13 protein-coding genes are annotated in these 15237 nt (G+C 52.9%); 7 read left to right on the top strand and 6 right to left on the bottom strand.

Annotated elements, in window-relative coordinates; genetic code table 11:
* The first annotated feature begins 7 nt into the window (after positions 1 to 7).
* Entirely contained in the window at positions 8 to 1180 is a 1173-nt protein-coding gene (locus AB9F29_RS02480; protein WP_369754468.1) for an RsmB/NOP family class I SAM-dependent RNA methyltransferase, read from the top strand.
* A 196-nt stretch (positions 1181 to 1376) separates the two neighbouring features.
* On the top strand, positions 1377 to 3629 hold the full coding sequence (locus AB9F29_RS02475; RefSeq protein WP_369754690.1) for an ATP-binding protein: 2253 nt from the start codon (positions 1377 to 1379) through the stop codon (positions 3627 to 3629).
* Here AB9F29_RS02475 and AB9F29_RS02470 read toward each other — a convergent pair.
* On the bottom strand, positions 3626 to 4222 hold the full coding sequence (locus AB9F29_RS02470; RefSeq protein ID WP_335584467.1) for a gamma-glutamyl kinase: 597 nt from the start codon (positions 4220 to 4222) through the stop codon (positions 3626 to 3628). The two genes, AB9F29_RS02475 and AB9F29_RS02470, sit on opposite strands and share 4 nt — an antisense overlap.
* Positions 4223 to 4401: 179 nt before the next feature.
* Here AB9F29_RS02470 and recA point away from each other — a divergent pair, with 179 nt between their 5' ends.
* The 3 genes from recA (at position 4402) to AB9F29_RS02455 (ending at position 8539) form a co-directional block, all read left to right on the top strand.
* Entirely contained in the window at positions 4402 to 5472 is a 1071-nt protein-coding gene (gene recA / locus AB9F29_RS02465; protein WP_335584468.1) for a recombinase RecA, read from the top strand.
* Between the two features lie 123 nt (positions 5473 to 5595).
* Positions 5596 to 8250 carry an alanine--tRNA ligase gene (gene alaS / locus AB9F29_RS02460; protein ID WP_369754467.1) on the top strand — a complete coding sequence of 885 codons (2655 nt, stop codon included), beginning with the start codon at positions 5596 to 5598 and terminating at the stop codon, positions 8248 to 8250.
* A 1-nt stretch (position 8251) separates the two neighbouring features.
* Complete coding sequence (locus tag AB9F29_RS02455) at positions 8252 to 8539, top strand: DUF1330 domain-containing protein (protein ID WP_335584470.1); 288 nt, start codon at positions 8252 to 8254, stop codon at positions 8537 to 8539.
* An 88-nt stretch (positions 8540 to 8627) separates the two neighbouring features.
* Here AB9F29_RS02455 and typA read toward each other — a convergent pair whose 3' ends face one another.
* The 5 genes from typA to AB9F29_RS02430 all read right to left on the bottom strand — a co-directional run bounded on the left by typA (position 8628) and on the right by AB9F29_RS02430 (position 13441).
* Positions 8628 to 10442, bottom strand: a complete 1815-nt coding sequence (typA, locus tag AB9F29_RS02450) for a translational GTPase TypA (RefSeq protein ID WP_039000814.1) — start codon at positions 10440 to 10442, stop codon at positions 8628 to 8630.
* Positions 10443 to 10609: 167 nt separating this feature from the next.
* Entirely contained in the window at positions 10610 to 11818 is a 1209-nt protein-coding gene (locus AB9F29_RS02445; RefSeq protein ID WP_369754466.1) for an NADP-dependent isocitrate dehydrogenase, read from the bottom strand.
* A gap of 139 nt (positions 11819 to 11957) precedes the next feature.
* Positions 11958 to 12545 carry an HD family hydrolase gene (locus AB9F29_RS02440; RefSeq protein ID WP_369754465.1) on the bottom strand — a complete coding sequence of 196 codons (588 nt, stop codon included), beginning with the start codon at positions 12543 to 12545 and terminating at the stop codon, positions 11958 to 11960.
* 6 nt (positions 12546 to 12551) lie between these two features.
* Positions 12552 to 12785, bottom strand: coding sequence for a hypothetical protein (locus tag AB9F29_RS02435; RefSeq protein ID WP_039000810.1), 234 nt, complete (start codon positions 12783 to 12785; stop codon positions 12552 to 12554).
* Between the two features lie 2 nt (positions 12786 to 12787).
* Complete coding sequence (locus AB9F29_RS02430; RefSeq protein WP_039000809.1) at positions 12788 to 13441, bottom strand: alpha/beta hydrolase; 654 nt, start codon at positions 13439 to 13441, stop codon at positions 12788 to 12790.
* A gap of 246 nt (positions 13442 to 13687) precedes the next feature.
* Here AB9F29_RS02430 and AB9F29_RS02425 point away from each other — a divergent pair, with 246 nt between their 5' ends.
* Together AB9F29_RS02425 and AB9F29_RS02420 are read left to right on the top strand one after the other, a co-directional pair.
* A complete protein-coding gene (locus AB9F29_RS02425; RefSeq protein ID WP_039000808.1) occupies positions 13688 to 14149 on the top strand; it encodes an Rrf2 family transcriptional regulator in 462 nt (153 codons plus the stop codon).
* An 8-nt stretch (positions 14150 to 14157) separates the two neighbouring features.
* Positions 14158 to 15228, top strand: a complete 1071-nt coding sequence (locus AB9F29_RS02420) for a cysteine desulfurase family protein (protein WP_369754464.1) — start codon at positions 14158 to 14160, stop codon at positions 15226 to 15228.
* Positions 15229 to 15237 lie beyond the last annotated feature (9 nt).

Below are 15237 nucleotides of genomic sequence, written 5' to 3'. Positions count from 1 at the left end.
TACCAAAATGACACCTGGTGCACGCGTCGCTTCTGCGATTGAGATTTTGGATGCCGTTTTGGCGGGGGACCCTGCGGAAAAACAACTGACGACTTGGGCGCGCTCAAATCGCTATGCGGGGTCTAAGGATCGCGTGGCAGTGCGCGATCTTGTGTTTGAAGCCTTGCGTTGCAAACAGTCATTTTCCGTCTGGGGCGGGGAGCAAACTGGCCGCGCAATTCTAACGGGGCTATTTCGTGCGCAAGGCCTTGATCCGCAGGATGTATTTACCGGCGAAGGTTACGCGCCCAAACCCCTCTCCGAGGAGGAATTGGCCGAAGGTCACGCGCCACAGGATCACGATGCACTCGACGTTCCCGAATGGCTCGCGCCTCAATTGCAAGCGGATTTAGGCGAAGACTTCGCACCTGTCCTGACGCTGCTTCAATCCCGCGCCCCTGTGTTTTTGCGGGTGAATTTGCAAGCGACCACACGCGACGCAGCGATTGCGGCTTTGGCCGCTGAAGAGATCGTGGCAAAGGCGCACGACTTGTCCCCCTCTGCCTTGCTGGTGACGAAAAATCCACGTCGTGTACAGAATTCCAAGGTTTTCGCAGAGGGCTATGTTGAACTTCAAGACGCGGCTTCGCAATTCGTCACAGACCAAATTCCCCTCAAAAACGGCGCACGTATATTGGACTATTGTGCTGGGGGCGGTGGAAAATCCCTCGCCCTTGCGGCGCGGATGCCCAAGGGCGCGGTCTCCCTCTTTGCCCATGATATCTCCCATCTTCGTATGCGCGATATCCCCGTTCGGGCTGAGCGCGCAGGGGTTGAGGTCACGGTTCTGGAAACTGTCGAGGTTGCGCAAAACGCCCCCTACGACGTTGTCGTGTGCGACGTGCCCTGCTCGGGGTCTGGCGCGTGGCGGCGTGCGCCAGAGGGCAAATGGGCACTCACGCAGGAACGCCTTGATGAATTGACGAGTATTCAAGCGGAAATCCTTGCTAAAACAAAAGAGTACGTTGCTAAAGGCGGTGTCCTCGCGTTTTTGACATGCTCTCTGTTACGCGCCGAGAATGAGGCCCAGGTCGAGGCGTTTTTGGTGGCGAATTCCGATTGGAGATGTATGTCCCAAGAGCGGTTGACCCCCTTGGCTGGCGGAGATGGGTTCTTTGTTGCTATCTTGAAAAGGGCCTGAACGGGGGCGCAATTTCGCAATAACGCAATTTTTTTGTGGTGATTGTTCACAAATTTGTATGGGGCAGCCATTTATTAATGCAAGCTTAACCAATCGTGCTTGATGCTGCATCAAGTCGAATCGAATTTGGGAGTTCCTTGTGTCAGAGAATGCGCTGTCGCCCGCCACAGCACAAAAATCGGCGTCCCTTCTGTCGATGCGAATGGTTCCGATTCTTATTGGATCTGGTGTGCTCGTGGTGTTGGGGTTTGTTGTTCCTGCACCTAAACTCGGGATCGCCTTTCTTGCTGCGGGTTTGACTTTGGCATTTATGGCGTTGCTGCTGCATGCGAATACAATGCGCTCCGCACGCCGGCGTGCCAGAAGCGTAAAAGCCGTGGCGAAAGTTGTCCGCAACGAACCCTCGCCAAGCTTTCTTACTGGCCCAGACGGGGAGATTGAGTATCAAAATATAGCGGCGAATGAACGGTTTAGCTTCTGTACAGGCAGATCCCTCGCAAGCTGTTTTGGCGATCTGTTTGCAAACCCATCGTCGGTCGTCTTTCGCCTGCAAAATAAAGCGCTCGCCCTTGGCTCAGCGCGCGATGATATCGTGACGCGACGGGGGCATGTCCGTATTTCCGTACATCTATCTGGGCCGGATTTCTATGTGTGGCGCTTGGACGAACTCGCTGACCAATCTGGCTCGAGAGGCGGCGCCGAAGGTATGAGTTTACCTATGCTAACGGCGAGCAGGTCAGGAACCGTATTATTTATGAACGAATCCTTTCGTCGACTGGTGGGGGAGCGTGTAAAAACTTTGGATCGAATTTTCAATTCTTTGCCAGTTCGAAGCGGTATGGAAAACGAAATTACCACCCGAGAGGGCCCAATGCGGGCTGTTGTTGCGGAGCTTGAAAGCACCGGAGGTCGTAGAGAGATTTATATCTTGCCGCGTAACCAATCGAATGACCTCGTGACAGGAGATTGGCCGTTTTTCGACGATATCCCTGTTCCCTTGATGAAAATTACGTCGGATGGCTTGGTTGTGGCGGCGAATAAAAAGTCGCGAGATTTATTGGCAAGTGACATTCCTGAGCGCACCCCTCTTTCTGATCTTATGGAGGGTTTGGGGCGCTCAATCGTCGATTGGTTGTCGGAAGCCGCACAGGGGCGGGGAATGAACAATACGGAGTTTCTAAAAGCCAGAAATCCCGACAAAGAGGTTTTCCTTCAAGTGACATTAAGTCGTGTGATTCAAGACGGTGTTCCCCTTCTTGTGGCAGTTCTCAATGATGCGACGGAACTCAAAACACTTGAGGCACAGTTTGTGCAAAGCCAAAAGATGCAGGCGATTGGACAGCTCGCAGGCGGAGTAGCACATGATTTCAACAATCTCCTCACCGCGATTTCAGGACACTGCGACCTGTTGCTGCTGCGACATGACCAAGGAGATTCCGATTTCGCTGATCTGGTTCAAATCAACCAGAATGCCAATCGAGCAGCATCGTTGGTTGGGCAGCTTTTGGCATTTTCGCGCAAACAAAATCTAAGTCCAGAGACGATCGATCTGAGTGACACGCTTTCTGACCTTGCGCATCTTTTAAACCGCCTTGTAGGAGAGAAGGTCGTTTTATCTGTAACACATGATCCAGATCTTCAAACAATTCGTGCGGACAAAAGACAGCTTGAGCAGGTGCTTATGAACCTTGTTGTAAACGCGCGAGACGCGATGCCTGATGGTGGTGAAATTCGTGTTGAGACGCAAAGTCGCACGCTACGCGTCCCCCTTGAGAGAGATCGGGCCGTTGTTCCACCAGGAGATTATGTCATCGTTCGTGTTAGCGATGAAGGGGTCGGAATACCCGCCGATAGGTTGCCTAAAATTTTTGAACCCTTCTTCACAACGAAACGAACGGGAGAAGGGACGGGGCTTGGGCTTTCCACAGCCTACGGGATTGTGAAACAGTCGGGTGGGTTTATTTTTGTAGATAGCGTGGTTGGAAGCGGAACCTCGTTCACACTCTACTTCCCAGCATTTGACGGTCCCGTCGAGCAGCCAGTTGCCCCAATAATAAGGGATCAAAGCTATGTATCCAAAACGGGTGAAGGCGTTGTGCTCCTTGTTGAGGACGAAGCCCCCGTTCGAGCGTTTGCCTCAAGGGCGTTGCGTCTTCGAGGCTACACTGTGCTCGAAGCTGAAGATGCGGAATCGGCTCTGAAAACCTTGGAGGACAAAGAATTAACTGTTGATATCTTTGTGACCGATGTGATTATGCCTGGTATGGACGGTCCGAGTTGGGTGAAAATTGCGCTAAAAGACCGCCCAGGTGTTAAAGTCGTTTTTGTTTCAGGGTATTCTGAGGAGGATTTTTCCGACAATCAACGGCAAATACCCAATTCAGTGTTCCTTCCCAAACCTTTTTCGCTAAACGATTTGACGTCGACGGTTCAAAATCAACTCATTTAACGCCTTGCAACCTCCCAAACAGCAAACTCTTCTGCTCGCTTTCTTCGTAGCCTCTCCTCCATTTCGGAGGAGAGTACCGCACTGCCTTCTGGAGATTGATTCGTACGCGCGAGCGAGATACTGATGTTTAGACGGGCTTCAAGGAATTCAATTAGTTTGTCCAATTGCTCATATTGGAATAGATGCGTCACACCAATCGGCCCGTTATGGCGGGAAACAAAAATGGCCTGCGATCCAACGTTCGAATGGGCTGGTTTTCTATTTTTCAAGTAGCCTTCGACAAAGGTGTCAAAACTAATTCCGGCGGAACTATTGGGGCTACCGGCTAAATCTGGGCGGCTACGGTACCGATACCAACTCCCAAGCCAGTCAATCGGATTGCGAACAACCGCGACGGTTTCAATCTCTACATCAAAATTTTCAAGTATAAACGGCTTGATATACGTATTAAATCGGACGAGTGGCATGTGTTTGAACATCGGCGGGTTGGTGATTCTCATATCCGCAATTGGCCCTAACGCCACTTCTATCGCAGAAGTTCCCGTCTTGGGGACTGCCAAGAAAACAAGTTTTTGTTTCCAGAAAACAAGCATTTAGACCCATCCTTTTCTCTCATTCTTTCTCGTAAACTACTCCTTAAGAAATTAAATAAATAGTGGTTCCAGTAAATTTGTATTGAAATGTTCTCACTTTGATCTCATAAGAGAACAAGAGGCGAACATTGTTGATGATTGCTGCCCGTGACGGGGTGTGAAATAAGGGACTGGAAAACATGGCAACGGCAGAGCTTTCAAAAATGAGCGATAAAAAATCTCAAGACAAGCAAAAGGCGCTGGATGCAGCGCTCGCGCAAATCGAGCGTCAATTTGGCAAGGGCGCAATTATGAAATTAGGCGCTGGGGCAATTGCAGAAATCGAGGCGTCTTCTACAGGATCCCTTGGTCTGGATATTGCCCTTGGCATTGGCGGTTTGCCAATGGGGCGGATCATTGAAATTTACGGTCCAGAGAGTTCCGGGAAGACGACACTGACATTGCATTGCGTGGCGGAACGGCAAAAAACCGGAGGGGTCTGTGCTTTTGTCGATGCAGAGCATGCACTTGATCCAGTCTATGCAAAGCGTTTGGGGGTCGATATTGATGAGTTGCTGATATCTCAACCTGATACCGGTGAACAAGCCCTTGAAATTGTTGACACTCTGGTGCGTTCTGGCGCGGTTAGTATGGTCGTAGTAGATTCCGTTGCCGCGTTAACACCCAAATCCGAGCTTGAAGGCGACATGGGGGATAGTTCGGTTGGTGTTCAAGCCCGCCTCATGAGTCAAGCGATGCGAAAATTAACGGGATCGATTTCGCGCAGCAATTGCATGGTCATTTTCATTAATCAGATACGTATGAAAATTGGCGTTATGTTTGGCAGCCCTGAGACGACTTCTGGCGGTAACGCGCTCAAATTCTATAGCTCAGTGCGTTTGGATATTCGCCGGACTGGATCCGTGAAAGACCGCGATGAAATTGTTGGCAATTCGACCCGCGTGAAAGTCGTGAAGAACAAGGTGGCACCGCCCTTTAAGCAAGTTGAGTTTGATATCATGTTTGGTGAGGGGATTTCCAAGACAGGTGAGTTGCTAGATCTTGGTGTCGCAGCGGGTGTCGTCGACAAGTCTGGCTCATGGTTTAGCTACGGCGACGAGCGTGTCGGTCAAGGCCGCGAAAACGCCAAGGCATTCCTTGCCGATAATCCTGTGATTGCCCTTGAAATCGAAGATAAAATTCGAGCGGCTCACGGTTTGGATTTCGGTGAAAAGAAGACCAATGACAGTGAAGATATTCTCGAAGCCTAAATCGTCTAAAAATTGAAGTAAAAGGCCCGCTGAACGTTCAGTGGGCCTTTCTTCGTATGGACAGGGCGCGGGTGCACAGTTAAACCAAGGAAACCATGAAAAATCTGTCTGAAAGAGCGTGCCATGCCGAGCTTAAATGATATCCGATCCACTTATCTCGATTATTTCAAGGGCAACGGTCACGCGGTTGTTGACAGCTCGTCCTTGGTTCCGCGCAATGATCCCACGCTTATGTTTACAAATGCGGGTATGGTTCAATTTAAGAATGTGTTCACAGGCGTTGAAAAACGCGACTACTCCCGCGCCACCTCGAGCCAAAAATGTGTGCGCGCTGGCGGCAAACATAATGACCTCGACAATGTTGGTTATACTGCGCGCCATCACACGTTTTTTGAAATGCTCGGGAACTTTAGTTTCGGCGATTATTTCAAGGAAGAAGCCATTCCCTTCGCGTGGGATTTGCTGACCAAAGAGTTCGGGATCGACAAGGATAAACTCCTCGTTACGGTTTATCACACGGATGATGAGGCCGCGAATATTTGGAAGAAATATGCGGGCCTGTTGGATGATCGCATTATCCGCATCCCGACGGACGATAACTTTTGGTCGATGGGCGCCACAGGCCCTTGTGGACCGTGTACGGAAATTTTCTACGATCACGGCGATCACATTTGGGGTGGCCCTCCCGGTTCACCAGAAGAAGACGGCGATCGTTTTATTGAAATTTGGAACATCGTTTTCATGCAGTTCGAGCAGCAGGAAAACGGCGACCGTTTGAACTTGCCCAAACCTTCGATTGATACGGGTATGGGGCTTGAACGGATTGCAGCCTTGCTTCAGGGCAGCCACGATAATTACGATACAGATTTGTTCAAAACGCTTATCGAAGCTTCGGCAAGTGTGACGGGGCAGGCGCCCTATGGTGATAAGAACGTGCACCACCGCGTCATTGCTGACCACCTTCGCTCAACGTCCTTTTTGATTGCTGAGGGTGTTATGCCGAGCAACGAAGGGCGCGGGTATGTGTTGCGACGCATCATGCGTCGGGCGATGCGCCACGCGCATCTTCTGGGGGCTAAAGATCCGGTTATGCACCAGCTCGTTCCGGCTTTGGTGAGCCAAATGGGCGGCGCGTACCCTGAATTGTCGCAAGGCCAAGCGATGATCGAAGAGACCTTGAAGCTTGAGGAACAACGGTTCCGGCAAACGCTTGATCGCGGACTAAAGCTCTTGGACAATGAGATTTCAGGGCTTGCAGAAGGGGAAGACCTTTCCGGTGAATCCGCCTTTAAATTGTATGATACCTATGGATTTCCGCTCGATCTGACTCAGGATGCTTTGCGGGAAAAAGGCCGCTCGGTTGCCATCGAGGGCTTTGAAAAGGCCATGGAAAACCAGAAAACAATGGCCCGCGCCGCTTGGTCGGGGTCGGGCGAAACCGCAGACGCTGCGATTTGGTTCGAACTTGCGGATGCCCATGGCAGCACCGAGTTCTTGGGCTATGACACCGAGGTCGCTGAGGGGCAAATCCTCGCGATCGTTTCTGAAGGAGCCGCACAAAATGCGGCATCCAAAGGGGGCAAAGTTCAGGTTGTGGTGAACCAAACACCGTTTTACGCGGAAAGTGGTGGCCAAATTGGCGATACGGGGCTTTTGAAAACGGGCACTGGCGCGGCCAAGATCACCGACACGCGTAAAATTGGCAGCTTGTTTGTTCATTCCGCAACCGTTTCTGAGGGCGAGATTTCCACAGGGCAAGGGGCGGAACTTCAGGTTGACCACGCGCGCCGTGCGTCCATTCGGGCCAATCACTCTGCGACACACCTGCTGCACGAAGCCCTTCGCGCGCGTCTTGGTGACCACGTGGCGCAGCGTGGATCGTTAAATGCAGATGATCGTTTGCGGTTTGATTTCAGCCACGGCAAAGCGCTTGAGGCCGAAGATCTTGAACAGGTGAGTGCCGAGGTAAATGCCTATATCCGTCAAAACACGCCTGTGGACACACGGATTATGACGCCAGATGATGCGCGCGCCCTTGGCGCTCAGGCGCTGTTTGGCGAGAAATATGGCGATGAAGTCCGCGTTGTTTCGATGGGCGTTGCCGCAGGATCCAAAAAGGGACTTTCGGGAAATACCTATTCTCTTGAGCTTTGTGGCGGGACACATGTGAAGCGTACGGGCGATATCGGTGCGTTTATCTTGCTGTCTGACGGGGCGTCTTCGTCGGGTGTGCGTCGGATTGAAGCTCTTACGGGCGAGGGTGCGTTGGCCCACATTCGCGAGCAAACTCAGCATCTTGGCGCTCTGACGGGGATGCTCAAGGCGCAACCAGCACAGGTCCCTGACCGTGTGAAAGCTTTGATGGACGAGCGCAAATCCTTGCAAAACGAAGTGGCGCAATTGCGTCGCGAGTTGGCGATGGCAGGTGCGGGCGAGGCCGCAGAAGCGCGGGACGTTAACGGCGTTGCTTTCCTTGCGCAGGTTCTGTCAGGCGTCAGCGGCAAAGACCTGCCCGATTTGGTTGCGCAGTACAAAGCGCAGATTGGATCGGGTGTGGTTTTGTTGATCGCGGATGTGGATGGCAAAGCGGCGGTCGCCGCGGGCGTTACCGATGATTTGACAGACAAGATTTCCGCCGTGAATTTGGTACAGGCTGCCGTGGCGCATCTCGGCGGTAAGGGGGGCGGTGGGCGCCCCGCGATGGCACAGGGCGGCGGCAGCGATGTTTCGCAGTCGGACGCAGCAATTAAAGCGGCAGAAGCCGTAATTGGAGGATAAAATGGGTGCTCTTTGGATCGCACATGTGAAGGTAACGGATGACGTTGCTTACGGTAAATATGCGGCTCTTGCAGGGCCTGCGATTGCGGACCACGGCGGGCATTTTATTGCGCGCGGCGGGGCTTATGAACAGCTTGAGGGCAATGATCGCTCGCGCAATGTAGTGGCGAAATTTCCAAGCCTGCAAGCCGCGCATGATTGCTATCATTCCGCAGCCTATCAAGAAGCGCTGAGCCATGCACGCAATGCAAGCGAGCGCGATTTGGTGATCGTAGAAACCACCGAGTAACCTAAAAACGCAAAAGCCGCGCATTAAGCGCGGCTCATGTGAAATTATCACGCGCGCAAACAGATGTTTGCGCGCGTTTTTGTTTGGCTTAATTCGTGCGCGCGTGACGCTTGCGCTCGTGGGGGTCAAGGTGGCGTTTGCGCATACGGACGGAGCTAGGTGTAACTTCAACCAGTTCGTCGTTGTCGATATAGGCAATCGCTTCTTCCAAAGACATGCGCACAGGCGTGGTCAAACGCACCGCTTCGTCGGTTCCGCTGGCACGAACGTTTGAAAGTTTTTTCCCTTTGAGCGGGTTCACTTCCAGATCGTTTTCACGGGTGTGCTCGCCGATAATCATACCGACATAGACTTCTTCCTGAGAGCCGATGAAGAATTTTCCGCGATCTTCGAGGTTGTAAAGCGCGTAGGGAACAGACGATCCGTTTTCCATCGAAATCAACACACCAGCACGACGACCTGGGATGGCGCCTTTGTGCGGTGCCCAGCTGTGGAACACGCGGTTCATAACGCCAGTACCACGAGTATCCGTGAGGAATTCGCCGTGGTAACCGATCAGGCCACGCGCAGGAACAAGCGCAATAATGCGTGTTTTCCCGTTTGTTTGGCGCATGTCGGTCATTTCACCCTTACGCACGCCCGTGATTTTTTCAATCACAGCACCGGAGTATTCGTCGTCCACGTCGATTGTGACTTCTTCGATGGGCTCATTACGAACGCCGTCGATGTCATTGAACAAAACCTGTGGGCGCGAGATTGAAAGCTCAAAGCCTTCGCGACGCATGTTCTCGATGAGGACACCCATTTGCAATTCGCCACGACCGGCGACTTCGAAAGCGTCGCCGCCTGGAGTGTCGGTTACTTTAATCGCAACATTGCTTTCGGCTTCTTTCATCAGACGGTCGCGAATGACGCGGGACTGAACTTTTTTACCATCGCGACCAGCAAGCGGGCTGTCGTTGATGCCAAAGGTTACAGTGATCGTTGGGGGATCAATCGGCTGGGCAGGGATCGCAACCGTAACGGACGCATCACACAATGTATCGGCCACGGTGGCTTTGCTCATGCCTGCGATGGAAACGATGTCGCCTGCGACAGCTTCGTCGATGGGCTGTTGGCCAAGGCCACGGAACGCAAGGATCTTGGTTGCGCGGAATTGTTCGATTTTTGTGCCATCGCCGGAAAGCGCAACAATTGCGTCGCCGGTTTTAAGCGTACCTGTTTCCACGCGGCCCGTAAGAATACGGCCAAGGAAAGGGTCGGCACCCAATGTTGTTGCCAGCATCGAGAAGGCGAGGCCTGCATTGGCTTGTTGTGCGGGAGCTTCGACATGCTCAACGATTTTGTCGAACAGAGCGGAAAGGTCTTTGCGCGGACCGTCGAGGGATTTGTCACACCAGCCGGCACGGCCAGAGGCATACAAATGCGGGAAATCGAGTTGCGCGTCGGTCGCATCAAGCGAGCCAAACAGGTCGAAAACTTCGTCAAGGGCGCGGTCAGGTTCGCCATCGGGCTTGTCGACTTTGTTCACAACAACGATTGGCTTAAGGCCAAGAGCGAGCGCTTTGGAGAGAACGAATTTCGTTTGTGGCATAGGGCCTTCAGCCGCATCCACAAGCAAAACAACGCCGTCAACCATTGACAGAATGCGCTCAACTTCGCCGCCGAAATCGGCGTGGCCAGGGGTGTCAACGATGTTGATCCGTGTGCCGCGCCATTCAACAGAGGTTGCTTTGGCAAGGATGGTGATCCCGCGTTCGCGCTCAAGGTCGTTGGAATCCATCGCGCGTTCAGACGTCGCTTGGTTTTCGCGGTAAGTACCGGATTGTTTTAGAAGCTCGTCCACCAAAGTGGTCTTGCCGTGGTCAACGTGTGCGATAATCGCGATATTGCGAAGTTCCATTGGAGCCTGCCTTTAAAGATGAGTTGCGCGCGACGTAACCCGCCTTGCGTCAAAAGGCCACCCCTAAAGCGAAAGGTGGCAAAATACGCGGCGGATTATTGCGAAATAATGATGTGGAACGAGTACCCCCGCGCAAGCGGGGGCGCAAGTGCAATAAAGCTGGAAGCCTAAAGGGCGGCTTGCAGGTTCGCGTCAACTTTCTCAAGGAAGCCCATTGTTGTGAGCCAGCTTTGGTTTGGTCCGACAAGCAGGGCGAGATCTTTGGTCATGTGGCCGCTTTCAACGGTGTCTATGACCACTTTCTCAAGCGTTTCCGCGAAGGCCATCAGCTGTGCATTGTCATCGAGCTTGGCGCGGTGTTTCAAACCACCCGTCCATGCGTAGATCGACGCGATGGAATTGGTTGATGTTGCTTCGCCCTTTTCGTGCTGACGGAAGTGACGTGTCACTGTGCCGTGGGCCGCTTCTGCTTCGACGATTTTGCCATCAGGCGTCATTAACTTGCTAGCCATTAGGCCGAGCGAGCCAAAGCCTTGCGCCACGGTGTCGGACTGCACGTCGCCGTCATAGTTCTTACAAGCCCAAACAAAACCGCCGTTCCATTTCATCGCACAGGCGACCATGTCGTCGATCAAACGGTGCTCGTAGTAAATGCCTGCTTTTTTGAAATCCGCTTCGAATTCTTCCTCATAGACCTGTTGGAATAGGTCGAGGAAGCGCCCGTCATAGGCCTTGAGGATGGTGTTTTTCGTCGAGAGATACACGGGCCAACCCAGTTGCAGACCATAGTTGAGCGATGCGCGGGCGAAATCTATGATTGAGGAGTCAAGATTGTACATGCCCATGGCCACACCCGCGGCAGGCGCGTCATAAACGTCGCGTTCAATAACAGTGCCGTCGTCGCCGACGAATTTCATCGTCAGTTTACCTTTGCCCGGAAAGCGGAAATCGGTGGCTTTGTACTGATCGCCAAATGCGTGACGGCCAATGACGATGGGCTTTGTCCAGCCGGGAACAAGGCGCGGCACGTTTTTGCAAATGATCGGTTGGCGAAACACAACGCCACCCAGAATGTTGCGGATCGTGCCGTTGGGGGAGCGCCACATTTCCTTCAGGCCAAATTCCTCAACCCGCGCTTCGTCGGGGGTGATGGTCGCGCATTTGACGCCAACGCCATATTTCTTGATCGCTTCGGCAGAGTCGATCGTGATTTGGTCATTGGTGTCGTCCCGCGACATGATGCCCAAATCATAGTATTTGAGATCAATATCGAGGTAGGGCAGGATCAACTTGTCTTTGATGAATTGCCAAATTATGCGGGTCATTTCGTCGCCGTCGAGTTCGACAACGGGGTTTTCCACCTTGATTTTGGTCATGGGAGGCCTCTTGGTTAGGTGAGTCGGATTTGTGCCGCTTGTAGCTCAAATTTGGGGAAAGTCAAAGTGTGTATACTATTGTATACATATTTCAAAAACAAACGGCGACCCTAGCTTTGAAAACCATTAAGTCGCTATCCTAGTCTTGAGTGACGAAGAAGTGTTCAACGCGGGCGCGGATATAAGTCCAAACCGTCGGCGCGCCGCGCGCGACTTTTGTGCCAACGCGTGTGTCGATTTGATCCAAAGTGACGTTATATTCGCGCCATGAACCGCCACCGGATGCCATATTCAGCGCCAGCGGTTGCACACGGTCGATGGATTTCCCAAAGATTGCGTCGGGTGTTTCGGCGGCTTCAAATTCATCCCACAACGCGCGGAATTCAAGCGCCTGAGCGGGGGGTAAGAGGCCGAAAATTCGATCTGCGGCCAACTTCTCCTTGGCCTCTTGCTCGGCGGCATCAAAATCCCCGTGAATGGGGGTGTCGCCCGCATCAATTTCGACCAGATCATGCAGAAGTAGCATTTTGATGACGCGATCGATGCGCACTTCTGGGGCTGCGTGACCCGCAAGGACCATAGCATAAAGGGCGACGTGCCAACTGTGTTCACCAGAATTCTCAGGTCGGGAATCGTCGTGGATCGGTGTCGCCCGCAGGATATTTTTCAGGCGATCGGCTTCTTCGAGAAAAGCGAACTGTTGGGCAAGAGACGAGGAGTGCTTCATCAGGAACTAGGCCTTTCTTGCCCCTTTGGCAAAATCCGAAAGGGATTCGGTCAAAAACGCTCGCCCACGCCGTTCCGCAAGGCGGATGCGGATCGACGTTAGGAAGGTTTCTTCAAGCGTCGCTGAGCTTTCACTCAGAACTTTCGCCACTTCCCTATAGTATTCGTTTTGACCCATCCTGTCGCCCGCATCAAGTGCGTCACGGGCGAGTTCGTCTGCGAGATCATCAAGAACACCCATGATTAACGGGTGTTCTCAGTTAAACGACGGCGCACATATGTATCCACGTGGCCGATCATCGTGTCCATATGCGGCTCTTCAAAGAAGTGGCCAGACCCTTCAAGTTCGGTATGTGTAATTGTGATGCCTTTTTGCTCGTGCAACTTGTCCACAAGCGCGCGTGTATCCGCAGGCGGTGCGACGCGGTCGGCGGTGCCGTTGATAATTAGGCCAGACGCGGGGCAGGGTGCAAGAAAGCTGAAGTCATACATATTCGCGGGGGGCGACGCGGAAATAAAGCCTGTAATCTCGGGGCGACGCATCAAAAGCTGCATACCAATCCACGCACCAAAGCTAAAGCCAGCAACCCAGCAATGTTTGGCGTTCGGGTTCATTGATTGTAAATAATCCAACGCACTTGCGGCATCTGACAACTCGCCGATCCCTTGATCATACTCGCCTTGGCTGCGGCCCACGCCGCGAAAATTGAACCGCAACACGGTAAAGCCCATTTTATAAAAGGCGTAGTGCATGTTGTAGACAACTTTGTTGTTCATCGTGCCGCCAAACTGCGGATGCGGATGCAAAATGATTGCAATCGGCGCATCCTTTGGTCTTTGCGGGTGGTAACGGCCTTCGAGGCGGCCTTCGGGGCCGGGAAAAATTACTTCGGGCATGAGGGGTCCCTGTCTCTTTCTATTGCGTTTGATCTAAATTGCTCTGGCAATCTTGACGGAAAGCCTCAGGTAATTTAGAACAATTCTAACTATGGGGTCGATAGCGACCAAACGATCTTGTCTGACCTAAGGTGCGTACTGCCTTTCGTCAATGAAATACCGATTTTTGAGGCCAATCCGAGGCGAAGATATCGGAAATTGTTTGAAAAAGGGCGCTGTAACCCGAATTACGGCTAGGAGAGACCAATGAAATTGAGCACAAAAGGGCGTTACGCCATGGTTGCCCTCACGGACTTGGCGTTGCAACCTGAAGGGAAGCCGACGTCACTGGGCGAGATTTCGCGTCGCCAAGACATTTCCCTCCCTTATTTGGAGCAGCTTTTCGTGCGTTTGCGCCGCGCGGAGCTTGTGGTTTCGGTGCGCGGTCCTGGGGGCGGGTATCGTTTGGCGCGCAGTGCTGACGCCATTCGCGTGTCCGAGATTTTTGGTGCGGTGGATGAAACGGTATCTGCGATGCATAAAGGGGCGGGAGCCAGTGGTGGCGCGTCTGGTAGTCGTGCGCAAAGCCTGACCAACCGGCTGTGGGAAGGTTTGAGCGCCAACGTCTATGTGTTTTTACACCAAACACGTCTTTCTGATGTGATTGAGAATGGGGTGATCCCCTGTCCGGCGGTTCCGAACCTTCTTGAAGTCGTTGACGACGAGTAGGCGAGAAAATGCGGCACCTCAGAGTATATTTGGATTGGAATGCAACCGCGCCCCTCAGGCAAGAGGCGCGTGACGCGATGATTGCGGCGATGGATGTGGTCGGAAATCCGTCGAGCGTGCACTCAGAAGGGCGCGTGGCCAAGGCATTGGTCGAGCGCGCCCGCGCACAGGTGGCGGACCTCGCAGGCTGTGATCCGCAGGATATTGCCTTCACAAGTTCGGCGACCGAAGCCGCTCAAATGTGGTTTGCGGGAAAATCAGACCTAACGGGCGCAGAAATTGAACACGATGCGGTGATTGCACAAATTGAAGCCTGCGCGGGTTCTGAAATTATTCCTGTGGACCCCGATGGTCAGATTATTTGGGACAAAAACGCGCCGCTGAGCACCTTGCAAGTCGCCAATTCCGAGACGGGTGTTTTGCAATCTGTGGTCAAGCGGCGCCCCATCGGGATGGTCGATGCAACACAGGTGATCGGTAAGGTTCCGTTTGACTTTTCAGAGGCTTATGCGCAGGCGGCCATTTGTTCTGGGCATAAGTTCGGGGGGCCGAAGGGGGCCGCGGCTTTGATTTTGGGCAAGGGTGTCGAGATCGAAAACGCGCTTGGCGGAGGTCAAGAAATGGGCCGCCGTTCGGGTACCGAGAATGTGATCGGACTCGCCGGATTTGGGGCGGCTGCACAGGCCGCAAAACGGGATTTGGACGCTGGAATTTGGGCGGAAATTGACAAACTTAGAAACATTCTAGAAAAAGCACTGGCAGAATCTGTGAAAGAGACTATTTTTGTCGGGAATAGGAGCGCGCGGCTTCCGAATACAAGTTGTTTCCTCACACCCGGTTGGAAGGGGGAAACGCAAGTGATGCAGATGGATCTTGCTGGGTTTGCCGTTTCGGCTGGCTCGGCGTGTTCGTCGGGAAAAGTCCGTGCGAGCCGAGTTCTTCGTGCGATGGGATTTAGCGATCAAGAGGCCTCGTGTGCTTTGCGCGTTTCCATCGGACCGAGCACAACCGAGGATCAAGTGCTGCGTTTTGCAGAAGCTTGGACCGCAGCATACAAACGCCACGCGGCGCGCAGATAAGGCCCTTTT

The sequence above is a fragment of the Falsihalocynthiibacter sp. S25ZX9 genome (genome assembly GCF_041205405.1).
Taxonomy (GTDB): Bacteria; Pseudomonadota; Alphaproteobacteria; order Rhodobacterales; family Rhodobacteraceae; genus Falsihalocynthiibacter; species Falsihalocynthiibacter arcticus.
This window is presented reverse-complemented; position numbering and strand designations above follow the sequence as displayed.

Excerpts from the sequence above, each read along its gene's own strand:
- AB9F29_RS02445 (WP_369754466.1), bottom strand. The coding sequence starts at position 11,818 with ATGACCAAAATCAAGGTGGAAAACCCCGTTGTCGAACTCGACGGCGAC.
- AB9F29_RS02425 (WP_039000808.1), top strand. The coding sequence starts at position 13,688 with ATGAAATTGAGCACAAAAGGGCGTTACGCCATGGTTGCCCTCACGGAC.
- AB9F29_RS02470 (WP_335584467.1), bottom strand. The coding sequence starts at position 4,222 with ATGCTTGTTTTCTGGAAACAAAAACTTGTTTTCTTGGCAGTCCCCAAG.
- AB9F29_RS02430 (WP_039000809.1), bottom strand. The coding sequence starts at position 13,441 with ATGCCCGAAGTAATTTTTCCCGGCCCCGAAGGCCGCCTCGAAGGCCGT.
- alaS (WP_369754467.1), top strand. The coding sequence starts at position 5,596 with ATGCCGAGCTTAAATGATATCCGATCCACTTATCTCGATTATTTCAAG.
- AB9F29_RS02480 (WP_369754468.1), top strand. The coding sequence starts at position 8 with ATGACACCTGGTGCACGCGTCGCTTCTGCGATTGAGATTTTGGATGCC.
- AB9F29_RS02475 (WP_369754690.1), top strand. The coding sequence starts at position 1,377 with ATGCGAATGGTTCCGATTCTTATTGGATCTGGTGTGCTCGTGGTGTTG.
- typA (WP_039000814.1), bottom strand. The coding sequence starts at position 10,442 with ATGGAACTTCGCAATATCGCGATTATCGCACACGTTGACCACGGCAAG.
- AB9F29_RS02420 (WP_369754464.1), top strand. The coding sequence starts at position 14,158 with ATGCGGCACCTCAGAGTATATTTGGATTGGAATGCAACCGCGCCCCTC.
- AB9F29_RS02435 (WP_039000810.1), bottom strand. The coding sequence starts at position 12,785 with ATGGGTGTTCTTGATGATCTCGCAGACGAACTCGCCCGTGACGCACTT.
- recA (WP_335584468.1), top strand. The coding sequence starts at position 4,402 with ATGGCAACGGCAGAGCTTTCAAAAATGAGCGATAAAAAATCTCAAGAC.
- AB9F29_RS02440 (WP_369754465.1), bottom strand. The coding sequence starts at position 12,545 with ATGAAGCACTCCTCGTCTCTTGCCCAACAGTTCGCTTTTCTCGAAGAA.
- AB9F29_RS02455 (WP_335584470.1), top strand. The coding sequence starts at position 8,252 with ATGGGTGCTCTTTGGATCGCACATGTGAAGGTAACGGATGACGTTGCT.